24 protein-coding genes are annotated in these 25,440 nt (G+C 71.2%); 17 read left to right on the forward strand and 7 right to left on the reverse strand.

Features of this window, described 5'->3' with window-relative positions; translation table 11 throughout:
* The first annotated feature begins 42 nt into the window (after window positions 1–42).
* Genes VIP82_RS06180 through VIP82_RS06190 form a run of 3 tightly spaced genes read left to right on the forward strand, consistent with a single transcriptional unit; the run spans window position 43 to window position 3,946 of the window.
* A complete protein-coding gene (locus tag VIP82_RS06180; protein ID WP_331906706.1) occupies window positions 43–984 on the forward strand; it encodes an ABC transporter permease in 942 nt (313 codons plus the stop codon).
* On the forward strand, window positions 981–3,089 hold the full coding sequence (locus tag VIP82_RS06185) for a dipeptide/oligopeptide/nickel ABC transporter permease/ATP-binding protein (protein WP_331906708.1): 2,109 nt from the start codon (window positions 981–983) through the stop codon (window positions 3,087–3,089). Before VIP82_RS06180 ends, VIP82_RS06185 begins: the two co-directional genes overlap by 4 nt.
* Entirely contained in the window at window positions 3,086–3,946 is an 861-nt protein-coding gene (locus VIP82_RS06190; RefSeq protein WP_331906710.1) for an ATP-binding cassette domain-containing protein, read from the forward strand. Before VIP82_RS06185 ends, VIP82_RS06190 begins: the two co-directional genes overlap by 4 nt.
* A gap of 45 nt (window positions 3,947–3,991) precedes the next feature.
* Here VIP82_RS06190 and VIP82_RS06195 read toward each other — a convergent pair whose 3' ends face one another.
* The gene (locus VIP82_RS06195) at window positions 3,992–4,903 is read right to left on the reverse strand and encodes a LysR family transcriptional regulator (protein WP_331906712.1); all 912 of its coding nucleotides are present in this window, start codon (window positions 4,901–4,903) and stop codon (window positions 3,992–3,994) included.
* Between the two features lie 156 nt (window positions 4,904–5,059).
* On the opposite strand from VIP82_RS06195, the gene VIP82_RS06200 reads away from it, so the two are divergent.
* Together VIP82_RS06200 and VIP82_RS06205 are read left to right on the forward strand one after the other, a co-directional pair.
* Window positions 5,060–5,605: a quercetin 2,3-dioxygenase gene (locus tag VIP82_RS06200; protein WP_331906714.1), complete on the forward strand. Its 546-nt coding sequence runs from the start codon at window positions 5,060–5,062 to the stop codon at window positions 5,603–5,605.
* Window positions 5,606–5,612: 7 nt separating this feature from the next.
* A complete protein-coding gene (locus tag VIP82_RS06205) occupies window positions 5,613–6,398 on the forward strand; it encodes an alpha/beta hydrolase fold domain-containing protein (protein ID WP_331906717.1) in 786 nt (261 codons plus the stop codon).
* An 11-nt stretch (window positions 6,399–6,409) separates the two neighbouring features.
* On the opposite strand, the gene VIP82_RS06210 is transcribed toward VIP82_RS06205, so the two are convergent.
* Together VIP82_RS06210 and VIP82_RS06215 are read right to left on the reverse strand one after the other, a co-directional pair.
* Window positions 6,410–7,222 (reverse strand): IclR family transcriptional regulator, encoded by an 813-nt coding sequence (locus VIP82_RS06210; RefSeq protein ID WP_331906719.1) that lies wholly within the window; start codon window positions 7,220–7,222, stop codon window positions 6,410–6,412.
* Window positions 7,223–7,261: 39 nt separating this feature from the next.
* Window positions 7,262–7,819: a carboxymuconolactone decarboxylase family protein gene (locus VIP82_RS06215; RefSeq protein WP_331906721.1), complete on the reverse strand. Its 558-nt coding sequence runs from the start codon at window positions 7,817–7,819 to the stop codon at window positions 7,262–7,264.
* Between the two features lie 92 nt (window positions 7,820–7,911).
* Between VIP82_RS06215 and VIP82_RS06220 the strand changes: the two genes are divergently transcribed.
* The 6 genes from VIP82_RS06220 (at window position 7,912) to VIP82_RS06245 (ending at window position 15,048) form a co-directional block, all read left to right on the forward strand.
* Window positions 7,912–8,826, forward strand: coding sequence for an alpha/beta hydrolase fold domain-containing protein (locus VIP82_RS06220; protein WP_331906723.1), 915 nt, complete (start codon window positions 7,912–7,914; stop codon window positions 8,824–8,826).
* Window positions 8,823–9,584 carry an SDR family NAD(P)-dependent oxidoreductase gene (locus VIP82_RS06225; protein ID WP_331906725.1) on the forward strand — a complete coding sequence of 254 codons (762 nt, stop codon included), beginning with the start codon at window positions 8,823–8,825 and terminating at the stop codon, window positions 9,582–9,584. Before VIP82_RS06220 ends, VIP82_RS06225 begins: the two co-directional genes overlap by 4 nt.
* Window positions 9,585–9,632: 48 nt before the next feature.
* Window positions 9,633–10,418 carry an SDR family NAD(P)-dependent oxidoreductase gene (locus VIP82_RS06230; RefSeq protein WP_331906727.1) on the forward strand — a complete coding sequence of 262 codons (786 nt, stop codon included), beginning with the start codon at window positions 9,633–9,635 and terminating at the stop codon, window positions 10,416–10,418.
* A gap of 70 nt (window positions 10,419–10,488) precedes the next feature.
* Window positions 10,489–11,364 (forward strand): fumarylacetoacetate hydrolase family protein, encoded by an 876-nt coding sequence (locus VIP82_RS06235; protein WP_331906729.1) that lies wholly within the window; start codon window positions 10,489–10,491, stop codon window positions 11,362–11,364.
* Window positions 11,361–12,218, forward strand: a complete 858-nt coding sequence (locus VIP82_RS06240; protein ID WP_331906731.1) for a fumarylacetoacetate hydrolase family protein — start codon at window positions 11,361–11,363, stop codon at window positions 12,216–12,218. The genes VIP82_RS06235 and VIP82_RS06240 overlap by 4 nt, the downstream gene beginning before the upstream one ends.
* Before the next feature lie 103 nt (window positions 12,219–12,321).
* Window positions 12,322–15,048, forward strand: coding sequence for a family 78 glycoside hydrolase catalytic domain (locus VIP82_RS06245; RefSeq protein WP_331906733.1), 2,727 nt, complete (start codon window positions 12,322–12,324; stop codon window positions 15,046–15,048).
* A gap of 160 nt (window positions 15,049–15,208) precedes the next feature.
* Here the strand turns inward: VIP82_RS06245 and VIP82_RS06250 are convergent, their stop codons facing one another.
* Window positions 15,209–16,702 carry a peptide MFS transporter gene (locus VIP82_RS06250; RefSeq protein WP_414684619.1) on the reverse strand — a complete coding sequence of 498 codons (1,494 nt, stop codon included), beginning with the start codon at window positions 16,700–16,702 and terminating at the stop codon, window positions 15,209–15,211.
* A gap of 198 nt (window positions 16,703–16,900) precedes the next feature.
* Entirely contained in the window at window positions 16,901–18,304 is a 1,404-nt protein-coding gene (locus VIP82_RS06255) for an MFS transporter (protein WP_331906737.1), read from the reverse strand.
* A 199-nt stretch (window positions 18,305–18,503) separates the two neighbouring features.
* Between VIP82_RS06255 and VIP82_RS06260 the strand changes: the two genes are divergently transcribed.
* Window positions 18,504–19,220 carry a GNAT family N-acetyltransferase gene (locus VIP82_RS06260; RefSeq protein ID WP_331906739.1) on the forward strand — a complete coding sequence of 239 codons (717 nt, stop codon included), beginning with the start codon at window positions 18,504–18,506 and terminating at the stop codon, window positions 19,218–19,220.
* A 102-nt stretch (window positions 19,221–19,322) separates the two neighbouring features.
* Here the strand turns inward: VIP82_RS06260 and VIP82_RS06265 are convergent, their stop codons facing one another.
* Window positions 19,323–19,529, reverse strand: a complete 207-nt coding sequence (locus VIP82_RS06265; RefSeq protein ID WP_331906741.1) for a hypothetical protein — start codon at window positions 19,527–19,529, stop codon at window positions 19,323–19,325.
* A gap of 2 nt (window positions 19,530–19,531) precedes the next feature.
* Window positions 19,532–20,338, reverse strand: coding sequence for an SDR family oxidoreductase (locus tag VIP82_RS06270; protein ID WP_331906743.1), 807 nt, complete (start codon window positions 20,336–20,338; stop codon window positions 19,532–19,534).
* 154 nt (window positions 20,339–20,492) lie between these two features.
* On the opposite strand from VIP82_RS06270, the gene VIP82_RS06275 reads away from it, so the two are divergent.
* From VIP82_RS06275 to VIP82_RS06295, 5 genes are all read left to right on the forward strand, one after another.
* Window positions 20,493–21,413: a cyclase family protein gene (locus VIP82_RS06275; RefSeq protein ID WP_331906745.1), complete on the forward strand. Its 921-nt coding sequence runs from the start codon at window positions 20,493–20,495 to the stop codon at window positions 21,411–21,413.
* A 181-nt stretch (window positions 21,414–21,594) separates the two neighbouring features.
* A complete protein-coding gene (locus tag VIP82_RS06280) occupies window positions 21,595–21,756 on the forward strand; it encodes a hypothetical protein (RefSeq protein WP_331906747.1) in 162 nt (53 codons plus the stop codon).
* A gap of 324 nt (window positions 21,757–22,080) precedes the next feature.
* A complete protein-coding gene (locus VIP82_RS06285) occupies window positions 22,081–23,313 on the forward strand; it encodes a phytase (RefSeq protein ID WP_331906749.1) in 1,233 nt (410 codons plus the stop codon).
* A 51-nt stretch (window positions 23,314–23,364) separates the two neighbouring features.
* Window positions 23,365–24,498, forward strand: coding sequence for an o-succinylbenzoate synthase (menC, locus tag VIP82_RS06290; protein WP_331906751.1), 1,134 nt, complete (start codon window positions 23,365–23,367; stop codon window positions 24,496–24,498).
* A gap of 5 nt (window positions 24,499–24,503) precedes the next feature.
* On the forward strand, window positions 24,504–25,430 hold the full coding sequence (locus VIP82_RS06295; RefSeq protein WP_331906753.1) for a hypothetical protein: 927 nt from the start codon (window positions 24,504–24,506) through the stop codon (window positions 25,428–25,430).
* Window positions 25,431–25,440: the final 10 nt, after the last annotated feature.

The raw sequence follows: 25,440 nt of genomic DNA on the forward strand, positions 1-25,440 counted from the left end.
CGGCGGGTCATCCCGCCGGCACCGCCGTCAGGAGGAGTTCCGATGCTCATCTTCGTCCTGAAGCGCGTCGCCTGGGCCCTGCTCACGCTGCTGATCGCGTCGTGGATCGCGTTCGTGCTCGTCCATCTCTCGGGCTCGACGCCCGGCGGCGTGGCACTCGGCCAGTCCGCGACACCCGAGCAGGTGGTCGCCTACAACGAGTCCATCGGCTGGTACGAGCCGTGGATCCAGCAGTACCTCGCCTGGGTCGGGCAGGTGCTGCAGGGAAACCTCGGCACGTCCCTGATCGACGGGCGCCCGATCGGCCCCGACATCGCGAAGCGGCTGCCGGTCACGGCGGCCCTCGCGGCCGGAGGAACGATCCTGAGCGCGGTGCTCGGCATCGTGCTCGGCGTGATCGCGGCCGTCCGCCGCGGCGCCGTCGACCGGTTCATCACGGTGCTCACCGGCGTCATGCTGTCGCTGCCCGCGTTCTGGGTCGGCATCCTGCTCGTCTACGTCTTCGCCGTGCAGCTGCGGCTGCTGCCGGCGACGGGCTTCGTCCCATTCGAGGTCAGCCCCGAGAAGTGGTTCACGTCGCTCGTCCTGCCCGTCCTCACGATCGCGATCACCTCGGCCGGGTTCATCGCGCGGCAGACGCGTGCTTCGATGGCCGAGGCGCTGGCGCAGGAGCACATCCGCACCCTGCGCGCGGTCGGCACCCCGAGCGGGCGCATCATCTACGTCCACGCGCTGCGCAGCGCCAGCCTGCCGATCCTCGCGACCATCGCGGTGCAGTTCATCGTGCTGTTCGGCGGCTCGGTGATGATCGAGCTCCTGTTCGCGCTCCCCGGCATCGGCCAGGCCATGCAGTCGGCCGTCGGCTCGGCCGACCTGCCGTTCGTCCAGGCCCTCGTCCTCGTCGCGACGCTCGTCGTCGTCATCGTCAACGTGGTCCTCGAGACCCTCAACCGCACCCTCGACCCGAAACTGCGCACATCATGACGGTCTCGACCACCTCCATCCTCACCATCCGCCGTTCCGAGCGGCGGCGCGGCAGCCGGCTGTTCCGGTCGCCGACCGCCGTCCTCGCGCTCGTCTGGCTCATCGGGCTGGTCGTCGCATCGCTGACCTCGCCGCTGTGGCTGCGGTACGGACCGCTCGAGCAGGACCTCTCGGCCGTGCTGCAGGGGCCGTCCGCCGCGCACCTCCTCGGCACCGACGAGCTCGGCCGCGATCTGCTGTCGCGCATCGTGACGGCGGCCGCGTCGACCCTCGCGATCGGGTGCATCCCGCCGATCGTCGCGGTGCTCATCACCGTTCCGGTCACGCTCTGGGCGGTGCGCAGCCCACGCGCCGAGGCGACGATGAACCGCGTCAGCGAGATCGTGATGTCGCTGCCGGGGACGGTGATCATCCTCGCGTTCATCGCGGCGGTCGGCACCAACATGCCGCTCGTGATGACCCTCCTCGGCGTGCTCCTCTTCGGTGCCCTCTACCGGATCTTCTTCGGTCAGGCCAAGGCGCTGCAGAAGCAGCTGTTCGTCGAGGCCGCAGCGGTCGACGGCGTGCGGCCGACGGCGGCGAGCTTCCGCCACGTCCTGCCGAACATGTCCACGACGGTGATCGTGCAGTTCGTCCTATTCTTCGGCGTCGGCATCATGATGCAGGCCGGCCTCGCGTTCATCGGTCTCGGCCCGCAGCCGCCCGAGCCCACCTGGGGCGGCATGATCCAGACGGCTGCCCGGTTCATCTTCCAGCAGCCCTGGATGATGGTGCCCACCGGCGCCGTGCTGGCCCTCACGATCATCGCGGCGAACTCGCTCGCCGATGTGCTCTCAGGTGGGGCGGCCACACCGCCCCCGCTCGTCGCCCTGCGCCGGCGCACGAAGAAGACCGCGTCGGACGACGAATACCTCGTGGCGCTGTCGCCCGCGGGTGCCGGGGCATCCCTCCCCGCCGAAGCCACCGCGCTGTTCCCCGTGGAGACGTCCGCCGACCTGCCCGAGGTCGTCGCCGCGCTGCCGTCCGACAACATCGGCACCAGCGCGCCGGATCTGACCGACCGCACGCCCGCGCGCGCCGCCGTGGACGGCGAACTCATCATCGAGGACCTGGTGCTCGGCGTCGAGGGCGGGCCTGCGCTCGTGACGGGCGTCTCGCTGCGCGTACAGCCCGGTCGGGTCATGGGCCTCGTCGGCGAGTCCGGCTGCGGCAAGAGCGTGACGTCCTACGCCATCCTCGGCCTGCTCTCACCGGGCCTCGCGGTGCGCTCCGGCCGCATCCAGTGGGGCGCCACCGATCTCGCCCAGGCCGACGAGCGCACCCTCGCCAAGGTGCGCGGCCACGACATCGCGTTCATCTCGCAGGAGCCCGGTCGTGCGCTCGATCCCATGTTCACGGTCGGGTGGCAGCTCGGCGCCGCGGTCAAGCGACTGCGCGGAGTCGCGTCGCGCGAGGCGAAGCGGATCGCGGCGGGCCTTCTCGAAGACGTCGGCATCGTCGACGTGCCGCGGGTGCTCAAGAGCTACCCGCATCAGATCTCGGGGGGCATGGCGCAGCGCGTCGCGATCGCCCTCGCCCTGGCCGGCGCGCCACGGCTGCTCGTCGCCGACGAGCCCACGACGGCTCTGGACGTCACCATCCAGGCCGAGATCCTCGCGCTGCTGCGCGGACTCGTCGCGACACGCGGCATGTCGATCATCCTGGTCACGCACGATCTCGGCGTCGTCGCCGACCTCTGCGACGACGTCTCGGTGATGTACGCCGGTCAGATCGTCGAGACCGGCACCGTCCGCGACGTGCTCGTGCGTCCGGAGCACCCGTACACGATGGCGCTCCTGGCAGCCGACCCGCATGCGATCGTCGAGTTGGAGGGCACGACGAGGTTGGCTTCGATCCCGGGTCAGGTTCCGCTGCCCGGATCATGGACGACCGGATGCCGGTTCGCCCAGCGCTGCCGCTTCGCCCGCGACGAGTGCATGACGGCGATCCCGCTGGTGCCGCGCGCCGAGGGCGAGGGTGGCGTGCGCTGCGTCCGCCGCGACGAGGTCCTGGGCCGCCAGGAGGAATGGCGACAGCCCGTCGCCGTCAGAGGAGGAGACCTGTGAGCACCGTGCAGGACCGAGTGGATGCCGTCGGCACCCCGCTTCTCGAGGTGCGCAACCTCGTCGTCCGTTACGGCAGGAGGGGCCCGGCCGCCGTGGACGACGTGTCGTTCACGATCGCGCGCGGTGAGACCCTCGGCCTCGTCGGCGAGTCCGGGTCGGGTAAGACCACCATCGGTCGCGCCATCCTGGGCCTCCAGCCGGTCACGAGCGGCCGGATCCTGTTCGAGGGTCGCGACATCACCCGGCTCGGCGCCTCGCAGCGGCGTGCCCTGCAGGGCGACCTGCGGGCCGTGTTCCAGGACCCGTTCTCGTCGCTGAACCCGCGGCGCCCCATCGGCGACGCGATCACCGAGCCGTTGCGCGTGGCGGGTGTGCCGCGAGCGGAACGGGACCGGCGTGTGCAGGAGGTGCTCGACGCGGTCGGCCTCGCGCCGGGGTCGCAAGCGCGCTACCCGCGCCAGTTCTCGGGCGGGCAGCGCCAGCGGATCGCGATCGCCCGCGCGCTCGTCACCGATCCGCGGCTCGTGGTGTGCGACGAAGCCGTGAGCGCGCTGGACCTGTCGACCCAGGCCCAGGTGCTGAACCTCCTCGCCGACCTCCGGGCCGGCAAGGATCTCGGCTATCTCTTCATCGCGCACGACATGGCCGTCGTCGAGTTCCTCGCCCAGCGCGTGGTGGTGCTCAACCGCGGTCGCGTGGTGGAGGAGGGACCGACGCTGGAGGTGATGCGCAACCCGCGCGAGCACTACACGCGCGTGCTGATGGCGGCGTCGCCGGTTCCCGATCCGGACGAGCAGGCTCGCCGCCGCGAGGCGTGGCGGGAGCTCAAGGGATCCGCTCCCGGTGCCGCCGCGTGAACGGAGGCAACCGGCGTGAGCGCTGGCCAGTGGTCCGAGCGCCCGTCAGTGGAACGTCGCGTCGACGAGTGGCGAGAGCGCCTGCGCGGTCTCGCGGAAGGTGTCGACCATGGGGTTGAGGCTGTCGGTGAGGCTGCAGAGCACGATCGTCGCGGGTTCGATGTCGTGGATCGGGATGAACGCCAGCTCCTCGCGCCGGTAGTGGCGGCTCGCCGACTCGCCCGCGATGTTGACGCCCGCGCCCGCCGCGACGAGTTCGAGCAGGCCTTCGACGCTGTCGGCCGTCGGTCCGCGTCGGGGGCGCGTGCCGTCCGGGCGAGGATCCACGATCCACCAGTCCACGACCTCGGGCACGCCCTTCGCGACGGAGACGAACACCTCGTCGCCCGTCTCCAGGATCGAGAGCGACTCCCGGTGCGCCAGCGGGTGGTCCGAGCGGACCACGAGGACGCGCGCCTCGCGCCAGAGCGGCTCGGCGCGCACGCGCGGCGGCAGGTGCATCGGCCACGGGGCGAAGACCACGTCCACCCGTCCGGCCTCGAGATCCTCGGCGACATCGAAGAACCCCAGGCGCCGCATCTCGATCCTCGCCTGCGGGATCGCCTGCATCGTCGCGGCGATGGCGGCGGTCGTGAGGGTGCCGGCGCCGGCCGCGACGACGCCCACGCGAAGCACCGGTGCGTCCCGGTCCCGCTTGACCGAGCGAGCCCAGCTGAGCAGCTGGTCGTGGTCGTCCTGCACGCGCCGGGCGAGGGGCAGGAGGTCCCGGCCGTAGGGCGTCAGCTCGACCTTGCGGGGGCTCCGGTCGAACAGCTTCACGCCGAGTTGCTGCTCGAGGCGGCTGATCTGCTGGCTGAGCGACGGGGGCGTGATGCTGAGGCGCTCCGCTGCCCGGCCGAAGTGCAGCTCCTCGGCGAGCACGCAGAAGTACCGGATCACGTGGATAGGCACATCCATGCTCGGATCTTAGCCTGCGGCTAACGCCGGGTAGGGATGTCGAACTTCCTTCCTCCCGTCATCCTGCTGAGACTGGAGAGGTCCGGAACACCCGATCGGAATGGCCCGACAGTTCCGGCTGCCTAACGGCACGCACTGCTTTACGAGGAGGTAAGCATGACTCTTTTCCCCGTCGACGACCCCGACAAGGTCGCCTTCACCGGTGTCCTGCCCGCGGGGCCCCGTCCGTTCGTCCTCGATGAGGGTCAGGGGGAGAAGTCCCTGGTCTTCGACCAGCTGTTCGAGATCCTGCTGTCGGGCGACGAGACCGACGACCAGTTCGGGGCGTGGACGATGAAGGCGCGTCAGGGCGACCGCATCCCCGCGCACGTCCACCTCAAGACGCACGAGTTCTTCTACGTCGTGGACGGCGAGATCTCGGTGTGGATGGATGACCAGGACGGCTACCACTCCAAGTCCACCCTCACGACGGGCGATTTCGCCTATGTCCCGGCGGGGATTGTCCACGCGTTCAAGATCGAGAACACCACGACCGTGTTCGGCGCGGGCACCGCGGGGTTCGAGCGGTTCTTCCACGCCATCGGGCAGAAGACCGATGCCACCGAGCCGCAGGGCATCTTCGTGCCCGACTTCTCGGTGATGCGGGCGGCGGGCGAGAAGTACGCGACGATCTTCATGCCCGAGTTCCAGTTCCGCGATTGACCGCGCCATGTCCACGATCCTCGAGATCGACTTCGCCCAGCCGCCCGGGTTCCGCCCGTTGTCGCTCGATCTGCGGACTCCGCCAGCCGCGGACGCCCCCGTCGTCGTGTTCCTGCACGGCGGCGGGTGGCTGCGCGGCAGCCGCAAGGTCTTCACGCCGGGCATCGGCGCTGCGGGGTCGTTCGACCGGATCGTGGCGGCGGGCTTCGCGGTCGCCTCGTGCGAGTACCGGCTGAGCGGCGAGGCGCTGTTCCCGGCGCAGCTGGACGACGTGGCGGCGGCGGTGGCCTGGCTTCACGCGCACGGCGCGGAGCACGGCGTCGATGCCTCTCGCCTCGTCCTCTGGGGAGTGTCGGCGGGAGCGACGCTCGCCGCCCTCACCGGGCTCGGCCGCGACGACGTGCGCGGGGTCGTGGACTGGTTCGGCCCGGCGGACCTGATCGCCCTGGCGCAGCACGACACCGGCGAGGCGCCCGCCGAGACGCGGGAGGCCCGCTGGCTGGGTGCGCCGGCGACGGAGATCCCGGATGCCGCGCTCCGGGCGAGCCCGATCGCCCAGGTGCATGCCGGGTCGCCGCCGTTCCACATCTCCCACGGCACCGACGACGAGCACGTGCCGTTCGCGCAGAGCGCGTCGTTCGCCCGTGCGCTGCGCGCCGCCGGCGCCGACGTCGAATTCCACGCAGTCGACGGCGGCCGGCACTTCTGGCAGGGGCTCGATGACACCGGGCCGGTGTTCGACCGGGCCATCGACTTCGCCGCGCGCGTCACCGCGCCCGCGCAGCCGGGGTGAGGGCGGTGCGCTCAGGTCGCGCGCAGCAGCCGCGAGATCTCGTCGGCGGTCGTACGCAGGCGGGTCAGCAGCGGGCCGCGCAGCGACGCGAGGTCGTGGCGCGACGAGGCGACGGCGATGTTGATGGCCGCGGCGGGTTTCGCTTCGCGGCCGAACACCGGCACCGACACCGACCGCAGACCCGCCGCGACCTCCTCGTCCTGCAGCGCGTAGCCCTGCTCGCGGATCACGGCGAGGCGTTCGCGCAGCTGGTCGAGCGAAGTCGCGGCGTTGGGTCCGGCATCCGTGCGGAAATCGTGGCCTGCCAGCGTCGTGGCGAGCTCCGCGTCGCTGAGGTACGCGAGCAGCAGCTTGCCCATCGATGTGTAGGCGGCGGGCAGGGTCGAGCCCACCTGGATGTTCGCGGTGACGAGATCGGAATTGCGCAGTCGCGCGAGGTAGAGCACCTGGTCGCCGACGAGGACGCCGAGGTTCACGGTCTCACCGGACTCCTCGGCCAGGTGACGCAGCGGCTGCTCGCTGAGCTGGACGAGGCTGGATCCGCGCAGCGCGGCGGACCCGAGCAGGAGGACGGCGACACCGGGACGGATGCTGCCGTCGGGCAGGCGCTCCAGGTAGCCGCCCTCTTCGAGCGTCGCGACGACGCGGAAGGCGGTCGGCATGGGGATGCCCGTGCGATCGCAGATCTCGCGCAGCTTGAGCGAGGTCACCGACTCGTCGAACAGCCGCAGGACGTCGAGGCCTTTCGCGAGCGCCTCGATGCGGTAGCGACTGGGGGCCTTGTCGCCGTCCCCGGTGGCGGGCGACTCGTCCGGAGCTTTCATCGTGTGAAACCGTATCTCCTGGTCAGGGCGGCTGCAATGTCAGGGGCGCACGCGGAAGACCCGCAGCTGCAGCGCCAGCGTGGCGTAGTAGCCGACGAGAACCGTCAGCTCGAACACGACCTTTGGGCCGAGGGCGACGGATGCCGCGTGCCAGGCATCGTCGTGGAGGTCTCCGTCGAGCAGCTGCTGGGTGACGGCGGCCACGACGGCCTCGTCGCCCGCGAACGGCGTGGTGTCGCCGGCACGCAGCGCGGCGAGCTCGGAGGGCGTGAGTCCCGCCGCGGCCCCGACGGCCTCATGGGCCTCTCGTTCGAAGTCGCTGTCCCACCGCGCGGCGACGAGCAGGATCGCGATCTCCCGGGCGCGGGAGCCGAGCGCACTGCGATACCGGATCGCCGCGCCGACGTCCTGCAGTGCGCCGCCGAGCTCGGGTGCCAAGAGGAAGGCGTTGAAGGGGCCGCGCAGCGAGCCATCGGCGCGCGTCAGCGCGAAGTGCTGCGGACCCTGCGCGCGCGGTCCGCCCGTGATGGCGTCGTACAGCTCGCGCTGCGCGCCGGTGAGGGCGCCGGGGGGGAACGGGGGCAGGCGCTCGGACATCGGGCTCCTTCATTTGACGGACCGCTCCGATCAGCATACATTCGGTAGACGAAACCGACTTTCATCCAATGAACTCACCCGAGAGAAGTGTCATGGCCGACACCATTTCCGCCACGGACGTCGAACTCAGCGCCGCGGAGCACGACTTCCGTTTGCGCGTGTATCCCGCTCCGCAGCCCGACGGCACCGTGCTCGTCTGGCTCCACGGCGGCGCCTTCATGTTCGGCGACATCGATATGCCCGAGGCCGACGAGACGGCGCGGCAGCTCGCGCGCCGCGGCACCACGGTGGTCTCGCTGGACTACACGCTCGCCCCGACCGACGCGATCGCGGCGCTGCCCGCACCCGAGCCGGTCGAGGGGATGCCCTCGCCCGAGGAGCTCATCGCGTCGTTCGGCGGCGACCGGGCACGGGCGCCGTATCCGGTCGCGTCGCTGCAGGCCGTCGCCGCGTTCGAATGGGCGCGCGCTCATGCGGCGGAGTTCGGCGGGCGGACGGATGCCGTGGCCATCGGCGGTGCGAGCGCCGGAGGCAACCTCGCGGCCGGCGCGGCACTGCGGCTGCGCGACAGGGACGGGGCGTGTCTGCTGGCGCAGGTGCTGGTGTACCCGGTGCTGCACGCAGTGCTGCCCGAGCCGGATGAGGAGCTCGCGGCGATCCTCGCGCAGCAGCCGCCCGCGCTGCGGTTTCCGCCGGAGGCGACGCGGGCGATCAACGCGAACTACCTCGGCGGCGCGTCGCCGGACGAGGTCTACGCGTTCCCCGGCGGTCACGACCTGCGCGGGGTGGCGCCGGCGCTCGTCGTGGCCAGCGAGGGCGACGAGCTGCGGCCGTCGGCCGAGGCCTATGTCGGGGACCTCGCCCGCAGCGGCGTCGACGTCGAGTACGTCAAGGAGCGCGGCGCGATCCACGGATACCTGAACGTGGTCGGCGACGCTGCCGCCGCGCGCACCGCCGACCGCATCTCGCGCTTCCTGAACGAGCGCGCCGCCGAGGCGAACGCATGAATGGCGACTGGCTCGGGCTCGGCGGGTCGCGCGTGCTCGTCGCCGGCGCAGGCGGCATCGGCGGCGCCTGCGCGCTCGCATACGCGCGGGCCGGGGCATCCGTTGCCGTCGTCGACCGCGACCAGCGCGCGCTCGACGCGATCGGCGCGGAGCTCGCGGAGATCGGCGCACCCTGCGCACTGATCCAGGCGGATCTCACCGAGCACGGCGCGGGGGAGCGTGTGGTGGCCGAGGCCATCGAACGGCTGGGCGGGCTGGATGTGCTGCTGCACGCCGTCGGCGTCAACGACCGTCGCCCGATCCTGGAGTTCACCGAGGACGAGTGGGACCACATCCTCCGCGTCAACCTCTCGTCGCTGTTCGGCCTGGCGCAGGCGGCGGGGCGGCACATGGTCGCCCAGGGCCAGGGTCGCGTGCTCGCGCTGTCGAGCGTCTCGGGTCTCCTCGCGCACCACTCGCACGGTCCTTACGCCGCCTCCAAAGGCGGCATCAACCAGCTGCTGCGCGTCATGGCGCGCGAGTGGGCGTCGGCGGGCGTCACCGTCAACGCGCTCGCCCCCGGCTACATCGAGACGCCGCTCACCGCGGGTCACCTGTCGAAGCCCGGCAAGCGCGAGGAGCTCGAGAGCCTCGTCCCCGCGGGCCGGCTCGGCACCCCGGACGAGCTCACCGGTCCGGCGCTCTTCCTGTCCTCACGTCATGCCGGATTCGTCACCGGCCATGTCATGTACATCGACGGCGGACGCACGCTCGTCTGACAACTGGCGGTCCTCGAGCTCGTCGAGGGGCGCAACGAAGGAGACACCATGACCGACCCGCAGATCTATCCGCGCTTCGCCGGAAAGACCGTGCTCGTCACCGGAGCCGGCACCGGCTTCGGCGCCGAGATCGCCGTCCGCGCCGCACAGGAGGGCGCGAAGGTCGCCGTCCACTACCGCTCGTCGAAGGCGGGCGCCGAGGCGACGCTGCAGCGCATCCGCGAGGCCGGCAGCGACGGCATCCTCGTCCAGGCCGACATCGGCTCGTGGGACCAGATCAAGCGCATGGCCGACGAGGTGTGGGCGGCGTTCGGCACCCTCGACGTGCTCGTCAACAACGTCGGCGACGTCTCGAGTGAGCAGATGAACTGGGACGAGCTCACGCAGGAGGCCCTCGACGCGGTGATCGACATCGACGTCAAGGGGACGCTCCTCATGACCCACGAGTTCGGCGAGCGGATGCTGCGGCAGGGGCACGGCAGCATCGTGCAGGTCGGCTCGACCGTGATCGTCCGCGGCTCCGCGCGTGCTCCCCAGTACGCGGCCGCGAAGTACGCGATCCTCGGCATCACGAAGTCCTACGCCAAGGCGTTCGCCCCTGCGGTGCGCGTGAACACCTTCGCGCCCGGCTTCATGGAGACCGAGCGGCTGCTGAACCGCGAGGACTGGAAGAACGGCCGCCGCGAGGTGCTGCTCTCGCAGACGCCGATGGGCGTCATCCCTCCGCCCGAGTTCGTCACCGGTGCGTGCCTGTGGCTCGCGACGGACGAGGCGGCCCACCTGACCGGCGGCTACATGCTCGCCGACGGCGGATTCAACATGGTCGGCGCCTGAGCGCCCGAACCGCTCGGTCGTCGAGCGAGCGCCAGCGAGACGAAACGCACGAACCAAGGAGACAAGAACAATGAAGCTCATCACCTTCGACGGCGGCCGCGTGGGCCGTCTGGAACTCGAGGAGGGTGTCGTCATCGAGCTCGATGTGCCGTCGACACGCGAGTACTTCGAGCGCGGCGGCCAGGTCACCGAGACCGGCGAGCGCCTGGCGTACGCCGACGTGAAGCTCGAGGCGCCGATCCGTCCCAAGAAGTTCTTCCACACCGCGGGCAACTTCGCCGACCACCACAACGAGCTGGCGGCGGTCGATTGGTCGCACCCGGTCCACAAGGGCATCGTGTTCTTCCAGAACGTCGACGCGATCATCGGCCCCGGTGACGACATCGTCTACCCGGAGGGGCTGACGAAGGAGCTCGACTACGAGCTCGAGCTCGCCATCGTCATCGGCAAGTCGGGCAAGTTCTTCGGCCCCGACGAGGCGGACGACTACATCGCCGGCTTCACCGTGTTCAACGACATCTCGGCGCGCGACATCCAGCGCAAGGAGATGGAGTCGGGCGTCTTCTCGTTCTCGAAGGCCATCGACACGTTCTGCCCCATCGGCCCCTGGGTCGTCACGCGCGACGAGGTGCCCGACATGCACGAGCTGCCGATGCAGCTGCGGGTGAACGGCGAGGTGCGCCAGCAGGGCAACACCAACCAGACGCGCATCAAGTTCCCTCACCTGGTCGCGTACCACTCGCCTCAGACCTACAGCGCCGGCGATCTCATCACGACCGGCACCATCTCTGGCGTGGCCGCGGTGCAGCCCAACCCGTTCGACTTCTACCTGCAGCCCGGCGACGAGATCGAGGCCGAGATCACCGGCATCGGCACGCTCCGCAACCGCGTGATCTCGTGGGAGGACCGCTACGGCGAGCCGGCCCCGCAGCGGGTCGACTGGTGAGGCTCGCCAACCTCGCCGGCCGTGCCGTCGTCATCGTCGAGGGCGGTGCGATCGACGTCGCCACGGCATCCGAGGGACGCTTCGGTCCCGACCCGCAGGCGCTGTTCGACGACTGGGACGCGTTCGCGCAGTGGGCGTCGACGGTGACGACGGATGCCGGAGCCCCAGCATCCGTCGTCCTCGACGAAGCCGCACTCGGCGCTCCCGCGCCGCGCCCGCGGCAGGTGTTCGCGATCGGCCTGAACTACGCCGAGCACGCCGCCGAGGCGGGCTACCCTCCGGACGCGCTGCCGGTGACGTTCACGAAGTTCCCGTCGTCGATCGTGGGGCAGGATGCGGTGGTCGAGCTGCCCGAGGGCAACGTGGATTGGGAGGTCGAGCTCGTCGTCGTGATCGGTCGCGAGGCGCACCGGCTCGAGCGCGAGCACGCCTGGGATCACGTCGCCGGCCTGACGATCGGCCAGGACCTCTCGGAGCGCATCACCCAACTGCAGGGCGCGGCGCCCCAGTTCAGCCTGGGCAAGTCGTTCCCCGGCTTCGGTCCGACCGGGCCGTGGCTGGTGACCCCCGACGAGTTCGCCGACCGCGACGACCTCGCCATCTCGAGCCGCCTGTCGGACGAGACCATGCAGTCCTCGCGCACGTCGATGATGCTCTACGACGTGCCCGAGCTGCTGGTCCGTCTCTCGGCCGTCTGCCCGCTGCTGCCCGGAGACATCATCTTCTCGGGCACACCGGCCGGCATCGGCAACCGTCGCACGCCGCCGCGCTTCCTGACGGCCGACGACGTGCTGGTGAGCGAGATCGAGGGCATCGGCACGCTCACCACGCGCTTCACCGCCGCCGCCGACTGACCGATCGCCTGGCGCCTGAGCGGTGAGCCTGGCGCCTGAGCGGTGACCGACTGACCGCCCGGTCGCTGAGCCTGTCGAAGCGCCCGACAACTTGCGAGGACCCATGACCCCGTACGACCTGCGCGTCGAGTACCTCCGCGCGCCGATCGGCGTCGGAACCCGCGAGCCCCGCTTCTCGTGGCTCGTCGACCACCTCCAGGACACCTTCGAGGTGGAGGTGTCGACGGGTGGGCGGGTCGTCTGGACGAGCGGCCCCGTGGCGGCCGCGAATGGCGGGCTCATCGACTACGCGGGGGAGCGGCTCACCTCGAACAGCGCCTACCGATGGCGGGTGCGCAGCAGGTCGTCCGAGGGGGAATGGTCGGGATGGGCGTCATCGACGTTCGAGACGTCCCTGTTCGAGGCCGCGGACTGGTCGGCGGCATGGGTCGAACCCGCGCAGCAGGATGCCGTCGTCGAACGGTGGAGCATCGTGGACTGGGTCCGCGGGCTCGGCCCCGAGGCGCCGCCCGACGAGCGGCTGCGACCGCCGCAGCTGCTGCGCCAGCGGTTCGAGGTCGGCCCCGGCGTGCTGCGCGCCCGGCTGTTCGCCACCGCGCGCGGCGTGTACTCGGCGTTCGTCAACGGCCGTCGCGCCGACGACGCCGTGCTCGCGCCGGGCTTCGACACCTACGAGCACCGCATCTCCTTCTCGTCGTCCGATGTGACGGCGGCACTCACCGAGGGCGACAACGTGCTCGGTGTCGCGTTGGCCGACGGCTGGTGGGCCGGACGTCTTGGTCTCACCGGGTCGAGCGCGCAGTTCGGCACCCGCACCTCGGCGATCTGGCAGCTGCACATCGACTACGCCGACGGCACGACGCAGGTCGTGGCATCCGGTTCCGATGTGCGCAGCACGACCGGACCCTGGGCGTACGCCGACCTGTTCGTCGGCGAGCGGTTCGACCGCCGTGCCGAGCCGGCGGGATGGCGCCGTCCCGGATTCGACGACGGCGAGTGGATGCCGGTGGCCGAGGCCGGCGCCGACCACCGGCTTCTCGTGCCTTTCCGAGGCGAGCCCGTTCGTCGCGTGCTCGAGGTGGCTCCCGCCGCCCTCGTCGAGACAGCGGACGGCACGATCGTGGACTTCGGTCAGGTGGTCGTCGGACGCCTGCGGGTGCGGCTGCATGACACGGCGCCCGGGCAGACGATCGTGCTCGAGCACACCGAGACGCTCACCGCCGACGGCTCGTGGTTCGCGAACATCGTCGGCATCAACAAGGAGCAGACCGATGTCTATGTCGCCGCCGGTGGGCTGGGCGAGGGTGCGGGCGACGGCGTCGAGGAATGGGAGCCGGAGTTCACGTTCCACGGCTTCCGCTACGCGAGGATCAATGGGCTGACGTCCCCGCTCGTCGCGGACGACGTGGTCGCCGTGGTGCTCGCCAGCGATCTGGAGCAGACCGGCTCGTTCGCGACATCCGATGCCCGCCTGAACCGCCTGCACGAGAACGTCGTGTGGAGTCAGCGCGGCAACTTCCTCTCGGTGCCCACCGACTGCCCGCAGCGGGAGCGGGCCGGGTGGACGGGCGACATCCAGGCGTTCGTCGGCACCGCGACCGACAACGCGCAGGTCGTCCCGTTCCTCTCGCGCTGGCTCGACAACCTGCGTGCCGACCAGTTGCCCGACGGGCGGATCCCGATCTTCTCGCCGCGCTCCCCGTTCGACGCCGAGGCGGCGGACACGGCGCAGGGCATCGGCTCGATCGTCGCGGCGGCCGGCTGGAGCGACGCCATCGCGATCGTGCCGTGGACCCTCTACGAGCGCACCGGCGACCGCCGGGTGCTCGAGGAGAACGACGACGCGCTGCTCCGGTGGATCGAATACCAGCGCGCGACCGCCGCGGCGGAACTGCCCGAGTCGCTCGCCGGCACGGACCTCGCGGACGAGCGCCGGCGTGCGCAGTCGCTCCTCTACAACACCGGCCTGCACTTCGGGGACTGGCTGACTCCGAGCACGATGGAGGGCCGCCCGACCCACGAGGCGATCGGCATCGCCCCGGCGCTCACGAGCGAGTACCTCGCGCCGATGTTCCAGGCGCGGACGCTGACGATCAGCGCGCAGGCGGCGGCGGTTCTCGGACGGGAGAGGGATGCCGAGGCGTTCGCCGCGCGGGCGGCCGATGTGCGCGCGGCCTTCGCCGCCGAGTACATCGACGCCGACGGCGACCTGCCGGTGCGTCTGCAGGGTGTCTACGTGCTGGCCCTCGCCTTCGACATGGTCCCGCCCGCGCTGCGCGCCCGCACGGCGGCGCGGCTCGTGGAGCTCATCCGCGAGCGGGGGAACCGGCTCGACACCGGGTTCCTCTCCACGCCGTATCTTCTCGACGTGCTGTGCGACAACGGCTACTCGGACGTCGCACGCACGCTCCTGTGGCAGTCTGAGATGCCGTCGTGGCTCTACGAGGTCGACCGCGGAGCGACGACGATCTGGGAGACGTGGGATGCGATGTCACCGGACGGTGAGATCCGGCCGATGTCGTTCAACCATTACGCTCCGGGCAGCGTCGACGACTGGCTGTACCGCCGGGTCGCCGGCATCCGCTCCACCTCACCCGGCTACCGCACCGCGGTGGTCGAGCCCGACTTCGACGCGGGCGTCGACGGGGTGCGCGCGCACGTCGGCACGCCCTTCGGCCGATTCGCCGTCGAGTGGACGCGAACGGCGGAGGCGGCATCTGTCATCGTCGACGTGCCGTTCGGGGTGTCAGCGCATCTCGTCGCGGGTGGTGTCGACGTGGCCCTCGAACCGGGCCGCAGCACCCACGTGATCCAGCTCGGCGGGGCATGACCTCGCTCTCGGGAAACCGCCCGACAGCCTCGCTCCTCCTCCACAGGACGGTCGTACGCGCTCTGGGATCGGAGTTGTCCACGGTCTGAAAAAGTCTCTTGATCTCGCGAGCGGCTTGCGGCGCAGCGGATGTGAACCGGCGCTGTCCTTCCGGACCGCGTCAGCGCACGCCGCGCATCAGCTTCAGCACGGGACGCACCGACGCGAGCAGCGCGAGGCCGAGGAGGATCGCGATGACGCCGAGGATCGTGAAGTACGGCACCTCGTTCGTGGGGTCGTAGAACTGCGCGAGCCAGCCGGCGATCGCGGTGCCGAGGGCCACCGACAGGAAGTACAGCGCGACCATCTGCGTGTGGAACCGCTCGGGGGCGAGCTTGGTCGTCACCGACAGGCCCGGGGGTGAGATGAACAGCTCGGCGATCGTGAACACCAGCAGGATCAGCACGATGGCCAGCAGCGGCGTCGAATTGGGGGCGCCGTTCGCCCACGGGAGGAACAGCAGGAACGCGAGGCCCATGATCATCGCGCCGAGCGAGAACTTCACCGGCGCCGACGGTGCCCGGGTTCCGAGCTTCGTCCAGATCGCGGCGAACACGCCGGAGAGGATGATCACGAAGATCGGGTTGATGGAGTTCACCCACGACACCGGCATCTCCCAGCCGAGGATCGAGCGGTTGAGGCGCTGGTCGGAGTAGATCGTCAGCACCGTGAACTGCTGCTGGTACAGCGACCAGAACCCCACATTGACGATGAACAGCGGGATGAATCCGATCACGCGCGAGCGCTCGTCGCCGCTGATGTGGCGCGACGCGATGATGACGCAGAAGTAGGCGATCGCCGCCGCGAGCGTCACGAGGATCACGACGCCGGCCAGGTTGTCGGCGCGGATGACGCCCGTGAGCACGAGCACCACGAGCACCACGAGACCGGCGACGCCGACGCCGATCGCCACGACCCGGCGGTTCGCGGGGAGCGGGTTCGCGACGACGCGCGACGAGGCCGGCAGCTGCTTGCGCCCGAACGAGTACTGGATCAGGCCGATCGCCATGCCTACTGCGGCGGCGGCGAAGCCCCAGTGGAAGCCGACGTTGCTCTGCAGGAACCCGGTCACGATCGGCCCCAGGAACGCGCCGAGGTTGATGCCGAGGTAGAACAGCGAGAAGCCGGCGTCGCGGCGCGGGTCCTTGGGGGAGTACAGCGTGCCCACCACGGCGGTGGCGTTGGCCTTGAGCCCGCCGGAACCGATCGCGACCAGGACCAGCCCGACGCCGAGCCCCCACACGTTCGGAAGCACGGCCAGCGCGATGTGACCGGCCATGATGACCCACGCGCTGAAGAACAGCACCCGCTCCGAGCCGAGCAGGCGGTCGGCGACCCATGCGCCGAGGATCGTCGACAGGTAGACGGTGCCGCCGTACGCGCCGACGATGCCGGTCGCCGTCGCCTCGGGGATGCCGAGCCCGCCGTCCGCGACGGAGTAGTACATGTAGATGAGCAGGATGCCCTGCATGCCGTAGAAGCTGAACCGCTCCCACATCTCGACGCCGAAGATGTGCGCGAGCGACCACGGCTGACCGAAGAACCTCGTGTCGTGGTCCGCACCGTCGTCCGGCGCCGTGGTGCCGGCAGCATCCGTGCCGCTCGCCGCGGCCACGGTGCCCGTCCTCGTCGCGTCGGCGGCGGCGGTCGCACCGTCGGGCGGTCCTACCGGAACCACCGGGACCTGGTCCGGCTTCCGCCCGCGCGGATCCCGCTCATCCCCCTGAAAGCCCTGATCACGCCCGTCCATCGCTCGCTCCCGTCGCCCCGGTTGACGTCAGGCTAGCGGGCGGGATGGGAGCTCGTCAGTAGATCACTCGCGGAGGGACGGATGCCGCTCCTCGGGCGCGTGATGGCGCGGGATGAACAGCGCCACCACGAGGGCGACGATCGCGGCCGCTCCGCCGAGGACCAGCGACAGCGTGAAGCCGGTCGTCGTCGGGACCGGGATCCCCTCGAAGTCGACGGTGTAGGTGGCGAGCACCGCGCCGATCACCGCAGCCGCCGTGCTGGTGCCGAGCGAGCGGAACAGCGCATTGAGGCCGTTCGACGCGCCGGTCTCGCTCTGTGGGACGGAGCGCATGATGAGCATCGGCATCGAGGCGTACCCGAACCCGATGCCGGCGCCGATGAGGATGTTCGCGACGAGGATGTGCCACACCTCGGAGGAGAACAGCAGCGTGAAGCCGTAGGCGGCGATCAGCGAGATCGCTCCGAGCAGCAGCAGGAGCTTGGGGCCGGTGCGGAACGCGATGCGACCGGCGATCGGCGAGAGCACCATCATGACGAGTCCCGAGGGCATCACGATCAGGCTTGCGACCAGCAGCGACAGCCCGAACCCCGCGCCGGTGGCGACCGGCAGCTCGAGCATCTGCGGGTACACGACGTTCGAGGCGAAGAGCGAGAACCCCATCGCCACCGAGGCGATGTTCGTCAGCAGCACGGCAGGTCGGGCGGCCACCCGCAGGTCGAGCAGCGGCTCGTCGATGCGCAGCTCGAACCACCCCCAGAGCAGCAGCACGACCAGCCCGCCGAGCCCGCACACCAGCACCGGCGGGGATCCCCAGCCCCATTCGTTGCCGCGCGAGATCGCCAGCAGGATGCCGATGAGGCCCACGGCGAGTCCGGCGGCGCCGGCGTAGTCGAACCGGCCGGCGGTGCGCAGGACGCTCACCGGCACGATCCAGAGGACGAGGGCGAAGACGACGACGCCGAGACCCGCGGCCATCCAGAACAGCAGGTGCCAGTCGCTGCGCTCGGTGATGAGCGCGCTGATCGGCAGGCCGAGCGCGCCCCCGACGCCGAGCGTCGCACTCATGAAGGCGATCGCGGAGTCGACGCGGTCTTCATGCAGCACGTCGCGCATGATCGAGATGCCGAGCGGCACGACGCCGACGATGGCGCCCTGCAGCGTGCGCCCGACGATGATCCCGACGATGCCCGGCGACAGTGCCGCGACGACCGAGCCGGCCACCATCACCGCGACCAGCACGAGCACGATGCGGCGCTTGCCGTACATGTCGCCGAGTCGCCCCGAGATCGGGGTGATCACGGCCGCGGCGAGCAACGTCGAGGTGACGACCCACGCGGTGTCCTCGCGGCTGGAGTTCAGCAGCTCCGGCAGCTTCGACTGGATCGGCACCATGAGCGTGAACATGAACGACGAGCACAGGCCCGCGACCGCCAGCACGGCGACGATGGCGCCCTGACGCGGCATCCGGGTGAGTCTTCTTCTCGCGTCCTCATCACCCGTGCCCATCGCTTCAGGCTATCGGCGCCGCGGGCACGCGGCTCCGCTCGTCGAGCCGCACGAACTCCGCAGATCCCGCCGCGATCGGCGACACGGGGGAGAGATGCCGGCCGTCCGTGCCGAGTCTGGGGAGTTGCTGCGGCGAAGGCGGGTGCAGACTGGGCACATGGCCGAGACCGCGACGCCGCCCGGCATCGACATCCGTCCGCTCGACACCGTCGAAGAGGTCCACCGCGCCTCCGACGTGCTCGCCGAGGTGTGGGGCGGCGACCGCGGCGGCATGCCGCCGAACCTGCTGCGGGCCCTCGCCCACTCCGGCAACTACGCGGTCGGCCTGTACGACGGCGCCCGCATGGTCGGGGCATCCGTCGCGTTCTTCGCGGCGCCGGCGGCGCGCTCGATGCACAGCCACATCACCGGCGTGCTGCCGGGCCTCCAGTCGAAGGGCCTCGGACGGGTGCTCAAGCAGCACCAGCGCGAGTGGGCGCTCGCGCGCGACGTCGGCCACATCACGTGGACGTTCGACCCGCTGGTCGCCCGCAACGCCCACTTCAACCTCCGGGTGCTCGGCACGCGGGTCACCGAATACCTCGTGAACCACTACGGGCCCATGGACGACGGCGTCAACCGCGGCGACGAGACCGACCGCATCATGGTGTCGTGGGCGCTCGCCGCGCCGCCGGTGCCCACTCCCGACGACGAGCGCGTGGTCGCGTCGGTCGAGATTCCGCATGACATCGAGACCCTCCGGCGCGAGACGCCGGTGGATGCCGCGGTCTGGCGCTCGCGCGTGCGCGAGCAGCTCGTCGGGCACATCGCCGACGGCCTCGTGATCGGCGGCTTCGACGACGCACGCGGCTACCTGCTGGTCCCTGGTCGTTGAGCGAGCGAGCGCCCCGATCCCCGGTCGTTGAGCGAGCGAGCGCCAGCGCGCGAGACGAAACGCATCGAGCACGCCGAAGACGTTTCGTCTCGCTTCGCTCGCTCAACGACCGGGTGGCTCCTTCGTGGGATCACCGGGACGCACGTCGGCGTCGTCGCGGATGTCGATCCGTGTGACGCCGTCGCGGTGCGTCACGTCGATCCGCGGATCGGCGTCGGACTCGACGGCGTTCGGCGCGGACGTGAGCTGATCGCGCCGCTTCTCCTCGTCGGTCATGCCGGTGGAGTCGGTCTGGTCGTGGTCGTTCATTGTCATCCTTTCCGCCACTCGTCGCTCTTCAGATGCGAACCGGCCTGCGGGCCCATCTGCAGCATCCCGCCGTCGACGGTCCAGCTCGCCCCCGTCACGTAGCTCGCCTGCGGCGAGGCGAGGAACGCCACCACCGCCGCGATCTCCTCGGGCTTCCCCGGACGACCCAGCGGGATGCCGGGGCGACGGGTGTGCTCGGCATCCTCTGGGTCCTGGTTCGTGAGGGGCGTCGCGATCTCGCCCGGAGCGACGGCGTTGACGGTGATCGCGTGCTCTCCGAGCTCCTGGGCCATCGTCTCGATGAGGCCGCCGAGGCCGTGCTTGGCGGCGACGTAGGCGGCCGATCCGACCCGGGGCTGCGTCTCGTGCACGCTCGTGATCGCCACGAGACGCCCGCCGCGGCCGGCACGCACCATGTGGTGCGCGGCCACCTGCAGCCCGGCGAAGGCGCCGTCGAGGTTGAGGGCGACGATCTGGCGCCAGTCCTCGATCGACAGGTCCAGGAACGGGCCGCCCGATCCGCCGCCGGCGTTGTTGACGAACACGTCGAGCCCGCCGAGGCGTTCAACGAGGCCGTCGATGGTTCCGGCGACCTCGTCGAGGGCGGTCGCGTCGAACCGCGTCACCTCGGCGCGGCGTCCGCGTTCGCGTACGCCGGCCGCGGTGCGCTCGGCCCCCTCCTCGTCGCTGTGCCACGTGATGCCGACGTCCAGTCCGGCGTCCGCGAGTGCCAGTGCCGTCGCCTGCCCGATCCCCGAGTCCGATGCGGTCACGATCGCGTGCCGCGGCGCGAAGTCGAAAGTGTCCATGTGCCCGACGCTACGAGGCGTGCACTGCTCGGGGCACGGGGTTGCATGCCCCGCGCGGCCCCGCTAGACGCGGGTGCCGGTTCGGCCGGAATCCGACGGACGATGGCGGTCCCGGGCGGCGGACCCCGGATGCCGCGGCCCTAGGCTCACTCGCATGCCCGAGTATCGCGCCCACTTCGACTTCGACATCAGCTTCGCCAACGGCGGCGGCCTCGCCGGCACGGGATTCCGGCTCGACCTGCCCACGGCCGATGCCACGGAGGACGAGATCGCGCGCCTCCTGGTCGCGCATCTCGGGCTCGCGCTCGTGGACGAGGTCTCGCTGCGCGGACTGCGCGTCGTCGAGGAGCCGCATCGCGGCAGCCGGGGCGTGGAAGAGGCGGTGGATGCCGAGGCCCCTGCCCGCCGCGTCGTCGACCTCAGCCACCCGATCCGGGCCGGCCTGGTGACCTACCCCGGGCTGCCCGCGCCGACGATCACGCCGCACCTCACCCGCGAGGACTCGCGCGCCCGGTACGCACCCGGCACCGAGTTCGCGATGGACGTCATCCACATGATCGGCAACACCGGCACCTACCTCGACTCCCCGTTCCACCGGTACGCCGACGGCCGCGACCTGGCGGGGCTCGACCTGTCGTCGCTGGTGGGGCTCCGCGCGGAGGTCTTCCACCTCGAGGATGCGTGGGACGCCTCGCGGCGCGGCATCCGTTCGGCCACGCTCGCTGATCGCGACGTGCGCGGTGCCGCGGTGCTGCTGCACACCGGATGGGACCGCTGGTTCGGCCGGCCGGAGTATGGCGTCGGCGCGCCGTTCCTGACAGGCGAGGCGGCGCAGTGGCTCATCGCCGCCGGTGCGGTGCTGGTGGGCATCGACTCGCTCAACATCGACGACACCGAGTCGGGAGGCGAGCGCCCGGCGCACAGCCTGCTGCTCGGTGCCGGCGTGCATGTCGTCGAGCACCTCACGAACCTCGGCGAGCTGCCCCCGCGCGGCGCGCGCTTCACGGCGGCACCGCCTGCGGTCGAAGGCTTCGGCACGTTCCCTGTGCGCGCCTTCGCCGAGTTCCCCGCCTGAGTCCGGGCGCAGGATGCCGGGCGCCGGCGGCCTGCGGCAGGCGGACGTCCTGCCTGCACCGGGGCGTCCGCCGCCCGGCGACTATGTCGGAGCCCCCTCGTACCGTGAGGACATGGACGCGGTACGCGTGACGTATCAGCCCCGTCGGATGGGCCTCTTCTCCTGGGAACGAGGAGAAGCCATGCGCGAGCACATCGAGACCCTGATCACCGCCCTGACCAATGGGCCGCGGCCTACCGAAGGTCGCATCGCACCCAAGGAGCCGCGCCGCCGGCGCCCCCGCGTCGCCCGGTCGACCTACATCCCGGTGCGGCGCGACGTGTCCGCACGCTTCGCGCACTGACTTTCGACGCTGCTCGGTCGCGGCGCGCTTCGCGCACTGATACCGGCCCTGACAAGCGGCGGGGTCCCGGCGTGCCTCGGGCGGTGACGCCGCCCGAAAGGGCGTCCGGCAGGTCGCGGCGGCGAGACGCGCCGGCTGAGCGCGGACTCCACGCCCGCGCAGCGGACGTTCACCCGGCGGCCACACGGCGTTCGCGCGGCCCGGTCACCCTCGACGCATGTCTCGCCGTCTGCTGCTCGCGGTGCCGCTCGCCGCGGTCCTCGTCGCCTCCGTCCCGCTTCCGCCACCGCCCGCCCGGGCGGCGATCCGGTGCCTCCGGCGGTCGTGACCACCGCCGTGGAAACGCCCGCGCTCTACGACGATGCCGAAGGCGGGAGCGCCTCGGGCGACGACCCGGCCATCTGGGTCGCTCCCGGCGACACGCGGGACTCGATCGTCATCGCCACCGCTAAGGAAGGCGGGCTGCGGATCTACGACCTCGACGGCGCCGAGCTGCAGTCCCTCGCAGCCGAGCCGGCGCCCCGCGCCGACGGCGTGGCGGGTCGCTACAACAACGTCGACATCGCCTACGGTCTCGACCTCGGCGCCGGCCCCGTCGACGTCGCGGTCGTCTCCGACCGCTACAACGACCAGCTGCGCTTCTTCGCGATCGACCCGGCGGGCGCGCGGGCGGCGGCCCCGGTGCACGAGATCACCGCTGCCGAGCAGCCCTTCCTTTTCAGCGCCGATCGTGACGAGGTGCGCGACGACCACACGGCGTACGGACTCGCCGTCTGGCAGCCCACTGACGGCGCAGCCGTGGCCGTGGTCACGCGCGAGGGCACCACGACCGTGGCGACCGCCGAGCTGACCGTCACGGATGGGCGCGTCGGTTATCAGCGGATCGACGCCTTCGACTTTCCGGCATCCTTCCCGCTTCCCGACGGCACGACCTGGGAGCCGTGCGAGGAGCCCGGCGTGCTGCCGCAGCTCGAGGGGCTGAGCGTCGACCAGCGCACCGGCGTGCTGTACGCCGCCCAGGAGGACGTCGGGCTGTGGCGCCTGCAGCTGCCTCTCGGCTCGGGCGAGCCGACGCTGATCGACCGCGTCCGCGACTTCGGCATCCACGACGCGTTCGACCCCGAAACCGAGGAGTGCGAGCCGGTGGATGCTGCGGCGACGGGCTTCGGCGGCACGGCGCTGGAGGCAGATGCGGAGGGCGTCGACCTCTATTACGGTCCCGGTGCCACCGGCTACGTGATCGTGTCGAGCCAGGGCGACGACACCTATGCCGTCTACCGGACGCAGGGCCGCAACGACCTCGTCGGGACGTTCCGCATCGAGGGCGTGGACGGCGTCGACGACGTGCAGGGCTCCGACGGACTGGCCGTCACGAACCGGCGTGTGGGCGACTACCGGGAGGGTCTGCTGGTCACGCACGACGAGCCCGACAGCGGTCCCGAGGTCGATGACGAGCGCGACGCGACGAACTTCTCGTACGTGTCGTGGGGCGAGGTCGCCGACGCCCTGCGGCTCAAGGTCGACACGGCGCCGCGCAACGACCCGCGCTTCGGCTGACGCGCTGCGCCCGGCTGCCGTCGCGACGGCGGCCGGGCGTACGCTGAGCGCATGCCCATAGCCCGGCCGGCGGCATCCGTCGCCCTCGAAGGATTCGAGCTGCGGGTGCTGCACCTGCCGCTCGTCGCTCCGTTCACGACGTCGTTCGGTACGGAGACAGTGCGAGAGGTCATCCTGGTCCGCGCGCTGACCGGCGACGGCGACGGCTGGGGTGAGATCGTCACGCAGGCCGACCCGCTGTACTCCAGCGAGTACACGCAGGGCGCGTGGGACGTCGCGCTGCGCTTCCTCGTGCCCGCGTTGCTGGATCGGGGGAGCGTGGCGCCGGAGGAGGTCGCCGGCGCGCTCGAGCCCTTCAAAGGCCACCGCATGGCGAAGGCGGGGCTCGAGCTCGCGGTGCTCGACGCCGCGCTGCGAGCGGAGGGGCGCGGCTTCGGCGAGTACGTCGGCGCCGTCCGCGACCGCGTTCCCAGCGGAGTATCCGTCGGCATCCAGCGCGACCCCGCCGCCCTCGTCGACACCGTGCGCGGCTACCTCGACGAGGGATACGTCCGGATCAAGATCAAGATCAAACCCGGCCGCGACGTCGGCGACACGGCCGCGGTGCGCGACGCCTTCGGCACGATCCCGCTGCAGGTCGATGCGAACTCCGCCTACACGCTGGCGGATGCCGACACCCTGGCCGAGCTCGACCGCTTCGACCTGCTGCTGATCGAGCAGCCGTTGCAGGAGGACGACCTCGTCGACCACGCGACACTCGCCCGGCGGCTGCGCACCCCGGTGTGCCTGGACGAGTCCATCGTCTCGGACAAGGCGGCTGCCGACGCGCTCGCGCTGGGCTCGGCATCCGTCGTCAACATCAAGGCCGGGCGCGTCGGCGGATACCTGGAAGCCGTGCGCATCCACGACCGCTGCCTCGCCGCTGGCGTGCCGGTGTGGTGCGGCGGCATGCTCGAGACCGGCATCGGCCGCGCGGCGAACGCCGCGCTGGCCGCCCTGCCGGGCTTCACTCTGCCCGGCGACGTGTCGGCGTCGAGCCGCTTCTACACGCGTGACATCGTGACCGAGCCGGCGGTGCTCGAGGACGGCCATGTGCGCGTGCCGACGGGTCACGGCCTCGGCGTCGAGATCGACCAGGTGGCGCTCGACGACTTCACCGTCGTGCGCGAGACGCTGACGCGGTAGGTCTCGTGCGGACGTCGCTCGATCACCGTTCCCGCGCTCAGGAGTCGTCGAGGGCGCGGCCCGGGATCGCGGCGGCTGCGGCGATCGCCGTCACGCTGGGTCTCGTCGGCTGCGCACCCTCGCCGAGCGCCGCGCCCACTGCGACGCCCGTCCCCACCCTGCCGTCCGGGGTGACCGTCGAGCTCGCCCAGCTGCGGGCCGACGTCGCACCGAGGCAGGCGCAGCTGCGGGTGGTGAACGGGTCCGACGCCGCCATCACGGTGGGGGAGGTGCGCGTCGAAGATCCGCGACTCGACGGCCCTGCGACGCGTGTCGTCCCCGATCGGGTGAGCACGATCCCGGCGGGGGGCTCCGTCGACATCCGCGTACAGCTGCCGCCGGTGGCCTGTTCGACGCCGGATGGAGGCGATTCCGAGGCGGTGCTCGAGCTCGTGGGCGAGTCCGGGTCGGCCGAGGTGACGGCATCCGCTCCCGATGCGCTGGGCTTCCTCGCGCCGCTGCACGCCCGCGAGTGCCTGCAGGAGCGGATGGCGGATGCCGCGACGCTGGCCTTCACCGGCTTCCGGCCGTCGGCTCCCGGCGAGCCCGCGACCCTCGAGCTGACGGTCACTCCCACCGGCGCCGGAGCGGGCACCGTCGTCGGGCTGGAGCGCACGAACCTGCTGGACTTCGCCGGCACGCCCGCGGAGGACGAGGTGTTCCACGTCGACATCGACGTGTCGGCGGCGCAGGCGGCGCCCGTGGTGGTGGAGATCCCGCTCGTTCCGTTCCGCTGCGACCCCCATGCCGTGCAGGAGGACAAGCGCGGCACCATCTTCGACGTCCGGATCGAGCTCGACGGGGAGCCCGGCGAGTTCGAGCTCTTCGTGGGCGACGAGCTGCGCGGCCACATCCTCACGTGGGTCGCCGGCTGGTGCGGCTTCGCAGGCTGAAGCCCGCTTC

It is taken from the genome of Microbacterium sp. (assembly GCF_036566905.1).
GTDB lineage: Bacteria > Actinomycetota > Actinomycetes > Actinomycetales > Microbacteriaceae > Microbacterium.